General features: G+C 36.4%; 15 protein-coding genes. 4 read left to right on the top strand and 11 right to left on the bottom strand.

The annotated features are described in order from the left end of the window. The first annotated feature begins 362 nt into the window (after positions 1 to 362). Positions 363 to 653: a hypothetical protein gene (locus tag DOK81_RS01390; protein WP_206907397.1), complete on the top strand. Its 291-nt coding sequence runs from the start codon at positions 363 to 365 to the stop codon at positions 651 to 653. A gap of 37 nt (positions 654 to 690) precedes the next feature. Here the strand turns inward: DOK81_RS01390 and DOK81_RS01385 are convergent, their stop codons facing one another. From DOK81_RS01385 to DOK81_RS01335, 11 genes are all read right to left on the bottom strand, one after another. Beyond that, positions 691 to 900: a helix-turn-helix transcriptional regulator gene (locus DOK81_RS01385; RefSeq protein ID WP_206907395.1), complete on the bottom strand. Its 210-nt coding sequence runs from the start codon at positions 898 to 900 to the stop codon at positions 691 to 693. Between the two features lie 51 nt (positions 901 to 951). Further along, positions 952 to 1425 carry a DUF2975 domain-containing protein gene (locus DOK81_RS01380; RefSeq protein ID WP_206907393.1) on the bottom strand — a complete coding sequence of 158 codons (474 nt, stop codon included), beginning with the start codon at positions 1423 to 1425 and terminating at the stop codon, positions 952 to 954. 139 nt (positions 1426 to 1564) lie between these two features. Next, positions 1565 to 2914: a UDP-N-acetylmuramoyl-tripeptide--D-alanyl-D-alanine ligase gene (gene murF, locus DOK81_RS01375; protein ID WP_206907392.1), complete on the bottom strand. Its 1350-nt coding sequence runs from the start codon at positions 2912 to 2914 to the stop codon at positions 1565 to 1567. 108 nt (positions 2915 to 3022) lie between these two features. Beyond that, positions 3023 to 4099, bottom strand: a complete 1077-nt coding sequence (locus DOK81_RS01370) for a D-alanine--D-alanine ligase (protein ID WP_206907389.1) — start codon at positions 4097 to 4099, stop codon at positions 3023 to 3025. 259 nt (positions 4100 to 4358) lie between these two features. Then, positions 4359 to 4808, bottom strand: a complete 450-nt coding sequence (locus DOK81_RS01365; protein WP_206907387.1) for a YaiI/YqxD family protein — start codon at positions 4806 to 4808, stop codon at positions 4359 to 4361. After that, complete coding sequence (locus DOK81_RS01360) at positions 4792 to 6165, bottom strand: hypothetical protein (protein ID WP_206907386.1); 1374 nt, start codon at positions 6163 to 6165, stop codon at positions 4792 to 4794. The genes DOK81_RS01365 and DOK81_RS01360 overlap by 17 nt, the downstream gene beginning before the upstream one ends. A 325-nt stretch (positions 6166 to 6490) precedes the next feature. After that, on the bottom strand, positions 6491 to 6991 hold the full coding sequence (locus tag DOK81_RS01355) for a GNAT family N-acetyltransferase (protein ID WP_206907384.1): 501 nt from the start codon (positions 6989 to 6991) through the stop codon (positions 6491 to 6493). A 55-nt stretch (positions 6992 to 7046) separates the two neighbouring features. Then, on the bottom strand, positions 7047 to 7646 hold the full coding sequence (locus tag DOK81_RS01350; protein WP_206907383.1) for a VTT domain-containing protein: 600 nt from the start codon (positions 7644 to 7646) through the stop codon (positions 7047 to 7049). A gap of 142 nt (positions 7647 to 7788) precedes the next feature. After that, positions 7789 to 8418: a uridine kinase gene (gene udk / locus DOK81_RS01345; protein ID WP_067483384.1), complete on the bottom strand. Its 630-nt coding sequence runs from the start codon at positions 8416 to 8418 to the stop codon at positions 7789 to 7791. 84 nt (positions 8419 to 8502) lie between these two features. Further along, positions 8503 to 9198 carry a YjjG family noncanonical pyrimidine nucleotidase gene (locus DOK81_RS01340; protein ID WP_206907380.1) on the bottom strand — a complete coding sequence of 232 codons (696 nt, stop codon included), beginning with the start codon at positions 9196 to 9198 and terminating at the stop codon, positions 8503 to 8505. Between the two features lie 17 nt (positions 9199 to 9215). Then, positions 9216 to 9932, bottom strand: coding sequence for a 16S rRNA pseudouridine(516) synthase (locus DOK81_RS01335; RefSeq protein ID WP_206907378.1), 717 nt, complete (start codon positions 9930 to 9932; stop codon positions 9216 to 9218). Positions 9933 to 10252: 320 nt separating this feature from the next. Between DOK81_RS01335 and DOK81_RS01330 the strand changes: the two genes are divergently transcribed. From DOK81_RS01330 to DOK81_RS01320, 3 genes are all read left to right on the top strand, one after another. Further along, positions 10253 to 10861, top strand: a complete 609-nt coding sequence (locus tag DOK81_RS01330; protein WP_206907377.1) for a 50S ribosomal protein L25/general stress protein Ctc — start codon at positions 10253 to 10255, stop codon at positions 10859 to 10861. Positions 10862 to 11300: 439 nt separating this feature from the next. Continuing rightward, entirely contained in the window at positions 11301 to 11624 is a 324-nt protein-coding gene (locus DOK81_RS01325) for a DUF960 domain-containing protein (protein ID WP_067483392.1), read from the top strand. A 157-nt stretch (positions 11625 to 11781) separates the two neighbouring features. Next, positions 11782 to 13146 carry an MATE family efflux transporter gene (locus DOK81_RS01320; RefSeq protein WP_206907374.1) on the top strand — a complete coding sequence of 455 codons (1365 nt, stop codon included), beginning with the start codon at positions 11782 to 11784 and terminating at the stop codon, positions 13144 to 13146. The last annotated feature ends 98 nt before the right edge of the window (positions 13147 to 13244 follow it).

Genomic DNA, 13244 nt, shown 5'->3' with positions numbered 1-13244 from the left:
TCGTTCTCTTTTTGACAGTGGCCACTATAACTATTTACGCGCAGAGCCGCTGTGACACCACCGAAAAATCACTTTGCGAAGTTTAGTTAGGCATTAGAAAAGCCAAACGGGTCACGTTCAGCTTTATCATTGTTATGACATCTGATCTCTGGATGCAACGACATTCAAAGTCAGTCCAATTTATCTTCATCTTTCGGCAATAGGTTATTCTACCATAATATCTTGTTTTCTGCAAGTTTCCAGTTTTTATTTCAATCAAGAAAATTCTTTTTTACAAAACGAATTTAGCTAACATAAAATAAATGAACTTCTTTCCTTTTTTCTTTGCTATAATTCATGAAAACTGAAAGGAGATCTCATTTATGCTACTTCTTGCACTACTGACAGGTATTGGTACATTTTTCAATTACTTTGCTATTGTCAATCAAACTTATCCCTTACCATTAGCAATTTTTATTCAACTGTTTCTTTTCGGATTAACTTTGATTTCTTTGCTTAGTTACAAAGGCAAGCGTTCTCGCCCAAGTTACGATGGTGGCTGGTATACGATCTGGAAGATTCCTTTTGCACTGATTATTTTATCTTTTCTAGGTAATTTAGCTGCGTTAATTATTTTTTTATTGAACCAATTTGGTTATCTTTCAGGCTTCTAGACTTTTCTAGAAGCTTTTTTATTGGAAAGCAATCTTTCTATGACGTTTCATCAACATATTCCAATAAATCAGCGGGTTGGCACGATAATACCTGACAAATTTTTTCAAGTGTTGAAAAACGAATTGCTTTGGCTTTACCTGTTTTTAAAATGGACATGTTTGCTTGGGTGATTCCTACTTGCTCAGCCAATTCTGTAACACTCATATTTCGTTTGACTAACATGATATCAAGATTCACTTTTATCATCTTTATTCACCTCTTCAGTTTAGTTAAGAAATTTAGCATTCTCTCTACCTACTAGATAGTTAACTCACTATCTAACTTCAACTCAATTGCATTTTTAAGAAGCTTTTCGATAATCGAAACGAAAGTAGCTACTGCCAAAGGAATGAACAACATGCCCAAACCAATGATCATTACACCTGGAGCATCATCATTATCTGCAATAAAATAAGCAAAAGGCAATGTTCCCGTGAGCACAATGAATTCTATAAGTGCTAAACGAAAAATTGTATGGACATATACCAGACTCATCGCTGAAAATGCAGTGTTGCTATCGACCAAACCTAGCATGCGATACATATAATAAATGATTAAAAGTGAAGCAATCGCTGACAAATAAAGTGAAATGCTAGCAAGTATTTGCTGTGGAAAAACTGAGCGCTCATTGATTGAAAACAGCAGTCCCATCGTTAGTAAAAAGCTGAGAAACAAAATAAATGCTACTAAGCCAGCTAAAATAAATTTTAAAAAAGTTGTTTTTGCCTTCATAAATACAAACCTCTCTATTTTTAAGATAAAAATAGTATCGTCTTCTATATATCGTTAAGCAATATAGATACATCGAAAAGCAATAAAAATTTAAACAAAAAAGAGTACGATTTCTCGTACCCATGCTGTAACCATAAATTTAATTGAACTTTTGTAATCTTTCGACCACTTCATACAAGCCCATTCCATTACTTCCTTTTAAAACAATACTGTCTTCTGCTTCCAATTGCGTTTCAATTTCTTGAATCAAAGCTTGCTTATCTTTTTCAAAATAAAAAACAGGTAGTTCACTACTTGCTTGCAGTGCATCACGTAAATGTTTCATTTGACTACCATATAAAAAGATTCCTGCAAATTTATCAGGGTCAATATGTTCATTCATTTGGGCGTGCATTGTTGGCGAGTCAGGACCAAGTTCTAGCATATCAGCAAGAACTGCGAAACGGTGTCCATTAGTTGGTAAGTTTTGGAAAGTTTCTAAAACTAATCCCATCGCTGTTGGATTTGCATTATAAACATCGCTCAAAATCGCTGCACCATTTCCAGCTGTTAACCATTCCGTTCGATTTTGCGTGATTGCAACTGTCGCCAAACCTTGGCGAATTTCTTCAATTGATAGATCAAAGAAACGACCGATCGTGTAAGCAATCAACGCATTCGTTACATTATAACTCCCTGGTAGTGGTATCGTGAATGATTCGTCCGCTACTTTAAATGTCGTAGCTGTTTTTTCTTCCTTTGTTACCTCTCCTTGTATGTCGCCTTCCGAAAGCCCAAATGTTGTTACTTTCTGTGGTAGATTCTTAATTAGTGGTTGCAATAATGGCTCATTCGCTGGAATAATGAACAAACCATTTTTTGCCAAGCCATCAACGATTTCCATTTTTGCTTTTGCAATTCCTTCACGCGAACCAAGATTTTCAATATGGGCTTCCCCAATCATAGTGATTGCAGCAACTTTTGGCTGTGCCATTTGAGATAACTCCGTGATTTCATTCGCATGATCCATACCCATTTCTAAAACTAATTTTTCTGTTTCTTCAGGCATATGCAAAATAGTATAGGGTAAGCCAATGTTATTGTTATAGTTCCCTTGTGTTTTATACGTCCGGTATCGTTGAGCTAAAACAGAAGCAGTCAAGTCTTTCGTTGTTGTTTTTCCGTTGCTCCCTGTAACTGCAATAACTTCTGCACCAACTTTTGCTAAATAGTATGTTGAAAGTTCTTGCATTGCCTTCAATGTGTCTTTGACTGGAATCACTGCAATTTCTGTAGGTGCTTGAGCCATATTCCAACTCCAAAAAGTAGCTACTGCTCCATTTTCAATGGCTTGTTGAATAAATTCATGGCCATCACGTGCACCCGCAAGTGGCACGAACAAACTACCTTCTGTGACTTTACGACTATCAAATTCAACATTTGTGACTTCAACGATCTTCTCGCACTGACTAGAAAGAGCTTCTGCGATTTCTTGACTCGTTACCTTCATGTATTTTCTCTCCTCAAAAAGGTCGTTTCATAAAAAAGTTCTCTTTTCTAAAACGCCTGTCTATTCATAAAAAGGGGTTGCGACAGTAACTGTCACACCCCTTCTTTTTTATTCGTGTGCCTCAAAAAATCCTTGTCGCTGTTCAAAACGGTTCATTCCCAGTTGAATCAATTCCTCGATCAAATCTCCGTATTTTAATCCCATGTTTTCCCATAATAAAGGATACATACTGAATTCAGTGAATCCTGGCATTGAGTTTAACTCATTTAAGAACAACTCATTTTTACTTGTCAAGAAGAAGTCACAACGGCTTAACCCACTGCCACCAAGCATTGTATAAGCCAATTTTGCATATTCTTGCGCTTTTTGATGTACTTCTTCAGGTACTTCAGCAGGAATTTTCATTTCTATTTTATTGTCAATGTATTTTGCATCATAGTCATAAAAAGCAACATCTTTCACAATTTCTCCTGGTAGCGTTGTTCGCACGTCTTCGTTACCCAAAACAGCTACTTCGATTTCACGCGCTTCAATTCCTTGTTCTACGATTGCACGAGAATCAAATTGATAAGCAGTCTCCAACGCATTTTGAAGCTCTTCGCGGTTTTCAGCTTTAGTAATTCCAACACTGGAACCCATATTTGCTGGTTTGACGAACATTGGATACAATAGGGAACCTTCACATTGATCAAAAATCTTTTTCGGATTTTCTTTCCATTGATTTTTTAATACGGGTACATAAGGAACTTGTGGTACACCAGCGGCTTGTAAAATGTACTTCGTCATAATCTTATCCATTGCACAAGCACTTGTCAGTACACCTGCACCAACGTAAGGTAGATTCAATGTTTCCAAAAATCCTTGAATCGTCCCATCTTCTCCATTTGGCCCATGAAGAACTGGAAAAACGATTGTTCCTTCTTCTTTGATTTCACCTGGATTAATGACTTCTCCCGTGAATCCTTCTGTTACTTTGCCACTTGGATCCCATGTCAAGTGCAGCAATTCTTTGCTATCAGGTTTTTCTGTTAATAAAGGACCCTTGACCCACTGTCCATCTTTGCTAATAAAAACGAGTTGAACTTGGTAATATGCATAATAAATGGCATTTAAAACAGAAAACGCCGAAAGAATAGATACGTCGTGTTCTGCACTACGTCCACCATATAGTAAAGTAATCTTCAAAAGATTGTCCTCCTGTATTTTCAAATCATTCAGTGATTTACCTCCATATTTTAGCACAAAATGAAAATAATCGACCAACTTATTTGCAAAAAAGTGCGACAAAAATCATTCTCAAATTTTTTTCACGATAAACACCTTTGAAAATATTTTTTACTTTTCCTCATTACGCTAACCAAAAGAAAAAGACCAAGTAATTTTCCAACCTGATCTTTTTTATTTTATTCAATTAGTATTAAAAATTTCGTACAAAAAGATGTTTTCATTTACAAATTTCTTTCACTGCATTAGTTAACGCAGATACAAAAGCCTCATGCTCTTTTTGCGTAAACGGTTTGGGACCTTTTGTCCGCAAACCCGCTTTCCTTAACTTGCTACTATGATAACGTTGTTCTAATAAGGTATCAATATTTGTTTCATCAAATTCTTTACCTGTTTGATGAAATACACGAACACCTTTCGCTAATACTAGAGAAGCCAAGCCATAATCTTGTGTAACTAAAAAGTCACCCGCATGGATCAAACCAACAATTTTATAATCTGCACTGTCTGCACCATGATCAACATAAATAAAGCATACATTTTCGGGATACTCCTTCGTCGTATAGTGATCGACACTCGTTACAATTACGACTTCCAAATCAAAAGATCGTGCCACTTGAATCACATCATCTTTAACTGGGGAGCCATCTCCATCAATGAATAGTCGCATTCTTTTTCGCTTCCTTCCATAAATAATAAACAATAACTGTCAGAAGAATCAGCATACTTAAGTTGAGCCACTTTGCCTGTTCTAATAATTGAATGCTTCCAGCGGACTGTTTCCTAGTACCTATCATTCGTAATAAAAACCGTATAGGTTGCCCCAACTGCTTCGTTGAGAACAGTAGGACACCCATCAAGAAAAATTGATGGGTCAAACTCCCTTTATTTTGCGTTGTATACTTCACGATTAAACGTTGATTTGGTGAAATTTCATCTAACTGTTCGTACATTTTATTTAAATTGCTACCAAGCAATGTGTGAACAAAGCTTAATAGAAATATTCCAATTGAGAAAGCATTTGGGATAAAGAATACCCCAAATGAAATAAGTAATCCTAAGCAGTGACTAGCAATCGAATGACTTTCAGGTAATTTCTTCATTAAAGCTGGTCCAACTAGCTTTGCCAAAATCAGCCCAGTAATATATGGAAAATAAAGAGATGTGGCTAATTGGTCAAAACCAGCAGTGATCCCTAGATAAAAAGTGCCAAATAAAAACAGAAAATTACCAATCATACCATCTAAAAAAGTTAATAAATTCAACCAATTGGGTAACACCCATGACTGTTTCTTGCGACTTAAATAAAATGTGATCAAAATATACAACAATAAACTACTGAAAATAGCAACATCAAATAATGCTGTGTCCATCAACAATCGCGCAGTTCGCAATAAAAAAAGAGAAATGAAAAAACCAAAAAATAAAAGCAATTCTTTCTTTTCAACCAAATTTCTTTGTACATCTTTGAAATCTAACTCATACCGTGGATAATGTTTGACTGTATGATAAGCCATCACATAAAGTAACGTATAAAAAGCTAATGTCGCCGCTAATTGCAAAGGCATCGGCAAGCGAACAACCTCATATAGAAGCGCTAGCATAATTAACGCATAAACATATTTTTTGCCCTTGATATTGATAAATCCCTGTTGTTTTTCGTGGAAGTTAACTGTAACATTTGCAGGGACTAGCCAAGCAGCACTAAGTCCTAGGCAAATCGCCGAGAGATAGAACAAAGGAAATGACAATAACCCGAACAAGCCAAACAGGGAGCCTGCACCACCAACTAAAAGCGAGATCATCAGCAAAGTATAGCTGTCTAAGCCGGCATGTATTCCGCGAATCAAAAATAGCCCTGTCATCCGAAAGGTATAAAACAAAGTAAATGGTAAAACGGTTGCCCAACCATAACCATTATTTAAGCTCAAAAATAAAAGATACGGAATAAAAATCACCGTATTACTCAAAACAAAAGGGGTGGTTTCAGTAAAATTACGACCAATTTGTTTCAGTCTGTCTAACATAATCAAAACTCCTCAGACGGTCAATGACAAACTCTCATGACCTTTAGTTAGTTTAAGTTTAACATTAAAGAGTGGACAAACCAATTTTATCAGCCTCTTGTCGCACTCCAAACATCTTGATAAAAAAAAGAGGCACGACATTTTGTCGTGCCTCAACTGGTACTTGAATAAACAAGTAGATAAGCCCTTCTCCACAAAAGTCTTACCCGACACTGCCTACATCCGGTAGGTGATGAAAAACATCGCGTGCCTCCAAAATCAATTAGGCACTCTGTAAACCAGAGACCTTCTCGACCCGTCGCATGTGACTATTTTATCACAAGTTTCACCGGTATGCGAGTTCTTTTTTCATTTTATAGTCAACCATTTGGAATCCTTCACCAATATCTGAGATTAATTCTTCTTCCAACTGAAACCCTTGATGTTTATAAACGTCAATTGCATGAAGGTTATCTTGATTCACACGCAAGAAAATTTCGGATACTTTTTCTTTTTTTGCAAGTTTTTCGTACCAATCGAAAACTGCTGAAGTTAGCCCTTGACCACGCACACTTGCTAATAAATATAATTTGCTTAAGTAAATGCTAGACTCGAATTTTTCATATGCTGTGTACCCAACAGGTTGATCATCTTTTATCAATAAAAAATAATACACATCATTGCCTAATTCTTTTTGGATTTGTTCTTTTGATTGATAAGTAGCTAACATGTAGTCCACTTGCGCTTGACCAATAATCGGAACAAATGCTTCTTGCCAAACATCATGAATGATTGGTAAAAGCTGGTCTAGTTCTTCTTCTGTTGTTACACGCTTTTTTTCTAACATTGACTGACTTCCTTTCTGTACAAGTTGTTGCTATTATTCCATGAAAAAACAAATGCTACAAACCTTGTGCTTTTCTAAATAAATAAAGCATCAGAAGTCCATACACTCCGACTGACCAGGGCTTTAGAATCAAAATAATTCGTATGTATTCACGAAAAGACATTTTTGTTAGACCAGCCACTAAGCAAACGAGATCATCTGGTGCAAAAGGTAAAATCAATGTCCAAATCAAAAATCGGCGGATGTTTTGAGTATGTGTGGTCAATAATTGATCAAATTTTTGATATTTTTTTGGTGATAGGATCAATTGAACAAAGTTTACGCCATAGTAACGCACAAGTAAAAAGCCAAGTGCTTCACCAATCACTAAACCAATGTAGCTATAAACCAGTCCCCATCCCGTTCCAAACATCAACATGCCGACAACAGATGAAATACCACCGGGCAGAATAGGAATGATTACTTGGATAATTTGTAACAAAATAAAAATCAATACAGCATATTGACCAAATTGTTGAATAAATACTTGTAACGAATCCGTTGATTGAAAAATTCCATGGCGATACGCATAGATGGCAAGTATGAAAAACAAGCTAAAACCAACTATAGGTAAAAACTGAATGATTCGCCGAATTGCTGATCGATAATTTTCCATAGCAAGTCTCCATCTCTCTTAAATTTTCTCATACCTACGTTTTTAGAAAAAGTTCCACAGAAAAAAGCAGCTGCTGAATCTTCTAGTCAAAACTCAACCGGAAATATTGATTCAGCCAACTGCTATTAGTAAAAAGTCGTACCTAATTATGATTTAAGAAGCTAGCCACTTTTGTATTGATCAAATCGATTGCTACGTGATTTTCGCCACCTTCTGGAACGATAATATCTGCATATCGTTTCGTTGGCTCAATAAATTGATGGTACATTGGTTTCACTACCGTTAAATATTGTTCAATAACAGAATCCAACGTACGGCCTCGTTCTTCCATGTCTCGTTTGATACGACGAATGATGCGAATATCGTCATCCGTATCAACATATAATTTTATATCCATCAACTCACGTAAACGTTCATCTTCCAAAATCAAAATTCCTTCAAGAATAATGACTTCTTTTGGCTCTTCAACAATCGTCACTTGACTTCTAGTATGCTCTACATAGTCATAAACGGGTTTTTCAATGGCTTCATAGTTCAATAATTTTTCGACATGCTCAATTAGTAAGTCGTTATCAAAAGCAAATGGGTGGTCATAGTTTGTGTTCAACCGCTCTTCAAAACTAAGATGACTTTGATCTTTATAATACGAATCTTGTTCAAGCATCATGATCGAGTGATCTGGGAAATTACTAAAAATCGCACGACTGACGCTCGTTTTTCCGCTTCCTGATCCGCCCGTCACACCAATGATAATTGGCTTGCTTTTTGTCATTAACTAAAACCTCTTTCATATCCTATTTTTCATTCCTATCTATTATAGCGGAAAAATATGAAAATGCTACGATTTTTCTGAAAATTATTCATTTCCATTCTCTAAAATAGTATGGATTTCAGCTAATGAATCAATTCGGTAAGTAGGTGTAATCTTATCGCTTTCTGGCAATTGATTTTTATTGAACCAAATCGTATCAATGCCCGCTTGATTCCCTCCTTGGATATCTGAAGTTAGTGAATCACCAATGATGACAGTTTTTTCTCGATCCAACTCTGGGATTCGATCAAACACGTAATCAAAAAATTCTTTCATTGGTTTTTGCGCACCTATATCTTCAGAAACAAATATTTTTTTGAAGTAAGGTAATAATTCCGCATCTGTTAGACGTTGATACTGTGTTTGTGAAACACCATTCGTTACAATATAAAGATTCGCTTTTTGCGCTAAAGAATGGATCAATTCACGACTGCCTTCTACTAAGTCATGACCTTGATTCAAGTAATGACGATATCTTGCTTCCATTTGAGGGCCATCTACCGTTTGACCAAATTGTTGGAACAACAAACCAAAACGATTTCCTGTTACTTCTTCTCTTGTCATGTTTCCCTTTTCAAATTCTTGCCATAAATGATGATTCAATGCTTTATAACTCGTTTTTACTTCCGGAATCAGTGCGATTCCTTGCTCAGCGAATAATTCATTAAGTGCACGTTCTTCTGTTTTTTGAAAGTCCAATAAAGTATCATCCACATCAAATAATAAAGTAGTATATTTCATTTAATTTTCGTCCTCTCTCAGTTAAAATAATCACTCAGTTGTCGCAGCTCAGTCAATGTCAGTGCGCGGTAAGCACCTGGTGCCAATTGTTGATCTAACGTTAAAGGTCCCATTGAGGTTCGGGTCAAAGCATTCACTTTTTTTCCTTGCGCCAAAAACATTTTCTTCACTTGATGAAATTTTCCTTCCTGAATCGTCAGCAATGCCTGACTTTCTTTTGAATTAGCATAACTAATTGTTAATCTCGCTGGCTGACATTTCGTCCCATCTGCAAAAATAATTCCTGAAGCAAAAGCTTGAATATCTTCTTCTCCTAATTGAGCATTTACAGTAACCTGATATGTTTTTTCTACTTTTTTATCAGGCAAAAGTAATTCGTACCCCAACTGTCCATTGGTTGTTAGCAATAATAACCCTGTCGTATCTCGATCTAACCTACCAACAGGATAAAGTGCTGGTTGTTGATCTGCAGATGCAATCAAGTCGATGACTGTTACCCTATTTGAATCGTTCACAGCCGTCACCACACCACTTGGTTTATTCAAAAGATAATATACCTCATTTGTTTGCAATCTCTCGCCCGCTACTTCAATTTCATGTAATAAACTATCGACATTCCGATTTTCTTGAAATTCGATTACACCGTCTATCTTGACTTTTTTCATCGTAAACAAGCGTTTCATTTCTTTTCTCGTTGTTTGTAATTCTTTCTCAATCAATTTGTCTAATCGCATACCAGTTCCTCTCTTACTAAAGAGCATTATAACTTGAAATCAGTCGCTTGCAAACGAACAAACACCTTATTCCTTGACTTAACTTTTGATTCGCGCTACGGTTAATAGGTAAAGTGAATCGGATTTCTCATACACAGCGTAATGACCTGGTGGAGAAAAGTTGAATCATAACTTTCCTTAGACAGATGTACGCATCTGTCTTTTTGCGTTTTTTTAAACGCACAACCCAATAATGTGCAAGAGATTAGCCATGCAAATTCACTTAAATAAAACTTGTCTTATGACCTAAGACAATCACATTTTAAGGAGGAATTTAGGTTATGTCAGTATCATTAGAAGTAAGTAAAAGAGCAGTACGTCCCCGTTCATTAAGAAATCAATTGCGTCACGAAGGAAAGGTCCCTGCAGTGGTTTATGGCTACCAAATGGAAAGTACACCTATTTCATTTGATGGACAAACATTCAGCAAAATGTTGCGTGAAAATGGTGCTAATACAGTTATTACCATGGACGTTGATGGCAAAAAAGTGAACACTTTAGTTCATAAAGTTCAAACCAATACATTCAACAATCATTTCGAACACGTTGAATTTTTATCTGTCAACATGACAGAAGATACCGAAGTTGAAACAGAAGTTCTTCTTGTGGGAGAATCTGCTGGCGTTAAATCTGGTGGTGTATTAGCTCAAAACTTGTATACAGTAATTGTTTCAGCTACACCAGATAAATTACCAGAACGTATCGAAGTCGATGTAACTGATTTGAACATTGGCGACTCAATTACAGTTGCTGATCTTCCTGCAAACAAAGATTACACAGTGATTACTGATGGTGAAGAACAAATTGCAGCAGTTGTCGAAGCACAAGTAGAAGAAACTGAGACAGCCGAAGCAAGTGAACCAGAAGTAATTGGTTCAACTGAAGAATAAAGGTCGTGATGCCAAGCGGTCAGCTCCGAATAGATGGTGAGTAGTCACTCAAAATAGCTTTTCATATTTTGGAATGACTCAAGCTATCTCGAGGAGTTGCTTGGGGAACACCGTGCATAAAGGTTGTGGTGCCAATCAGTCAGCTCCAATAAAGAAAAATACATTCCCAGAATTTATTTTTCATATTTTTGTGAAATTTAGGCTTGTTTTTAACACCACTTCAAGTAACGCACAAATTTTAGAGGAGGTCGACGTCACGCGTCCGACCTCCTCTACTTTTTTAAAAATCATTAAAAAAAGAATCCTTTAAGACAAATTGACTACTTATTGTTGCATTTTTAACTAATCTTTATTAGAATAAACCCTCACAAAAGCAAGTTTTTTCAATTTGTCTTATACTATTTGTAGAAGGATTGAAGAAACTAAGGAGGTTAAACAGATGTTTGAAAGTTTTGACAGCGAACGCAATCGTTATGCCTCTGTCGGTGTTGTATCGAGTATGCCCGGTGAATTGATCGACAGTATCTGGTTTATTATTGACTTAGACCTCAAGGGAGTTATTCCATTAGACAATATCCTTGCCTTTGATATTGTTAACAATCATGGAAAAGTAACTATGCACTTTTCTCAACCAGGAAGTTCTGTTGAGATGGATATTGATTTGCCATTTGCATATTCTAGTCAGTTTCCTACACAAGTTTATGCTTATGATGATGGGACAAGGGAAACGATTCTTTTACCTAGCGAAATTAAACAATACTAGTCTAAAAATAGTTTAGGTTTTAATGAAAAAAGAAAGCTGAGAACTTGGAGAAAATTCCAAGCCTTAGCTTTTTTGATTTTCACGAATTTTCTATAGTATTTCCACAATAAAAACTCTATACTACTAACTAAATATGTTACGAATAGGAGTTGTACAGATGCGTGAATTAACCAAAGGGAATCCAGCAAAACTAATTTTTATTTTTACGATTCCCCTCTTGATTGGGAATATTTTCCAACAATTTTACAATATGGTCGACATGATCATTGTAGGTCAAACTTTAGGGAAGAATGCTTTAGCCGCTGTTGGTTCAACTGGAAGCTTAACTTTTTTGATTATCGGTTTTGCCCAAGGGCTCACAGCAGGTTTAGCAATTATCACAGCTCAACGTTTTGGTGCCCAAGATTATCGTGGTCTAAAGAAAAGTTTTGCTACTAGCATCATCATTAGTCTCGTCGTTACAATCGTTTTAACCGTTCTTAGTCTCTTATTCATCCGTCCGATGCTACAGCTCATGCAAACTCCTCCAGAAATTATTGATCAAGCCCAATCATTTATTTCAATCATTTTGATGGGGATTTTCGCATCAATGAGTTTCAATTTATTATCAAATGTCATTCGTGCTTTAGGGGACAGTCGTACACCTCTTTTTTTCCTGATTATCGCTGTTATTATCAATGTGGTTTTAGATTTAGTTTTTATTATTCATTTTGGCATGGGAGTAGAAGGTGCTGGGATTGCAACAGTGATTGCGCAAGTCGCATCGAGTCTACTTTGTTTGGTCTATATCAAAAGAAAAATTCCGCTACTTCAATTACGAAAAAAAGATTTTGTTTTCGATAAAAAAGAGATTCGTACCCACTTAAATATTTCGTTACCAATGGCCTTTCAAGCATCAATTATCGCTATTGGAGCAATCATCTTACAATCAGCTCTTAATAGTCTAGGGACAGATGTTGTGGCCGCCCAAGCAGCAGCAGGTCGAATCGATCAATTCGCCACACAACCAATGATGTCGTTTGGCATCACGATGGCGACATTTACCGCTCAAAATTATGGTGCCAAAGAATATGGCCGTATATTAAAAGGGGTGAAGCAGTGCCTCTTGATGAGTGGTGGCTTTAGTCTCGTTGCAGGGGCTGTTGTGATCATCTTTGGTCACTCTTTTGTCCACCTATTCGTAGATGCCAGTGAAACGCGTGTATTTGAGTTAGCACAAATTTATTTTACTATCAATGGTTCGCTTTACTGGATACTAGCAATTTTATTTATTTTACGCTATACGTTGCAAGGTCTTGGTCAAAGTAAGATTCCGACAATTGCTGGGATTATGGAACTTATCATGCGTTCATTCGCGGCCATTTTTCTAACCGCTTTATGGGGCTATCCTGGTGCTGCTGCCGCCTCACCTTTAGCATGGATTGGTTCCGTTGCCGTATTACTTTATTCTTATTTCAAAGCAATGAAAAAGCTACGCAAATTGGATGAGCAACAACAGTTAGAGCGTACTATGGAAGCATAAAAAAAGGTTGGGACAAAATTTTGTCCCAACCTTTTTTTACTCATTTTCTTTTCGTTCTTTCAACCAAGTTTTACGTGTACGCCCAATAAATAATGGAA

The sequence above is a fragment of the Enterococcus sp. DIV0660C genome (assembly GCF_017316125.1).
Classification (GTDB): Bacteria; Bacillota; Bacilli; order Lactobacillales; family Enterococcaceae; genus Enterococcus_B.
This window is presented reverse-complemented; position numbering and strand designations above follow the sequence as displayed.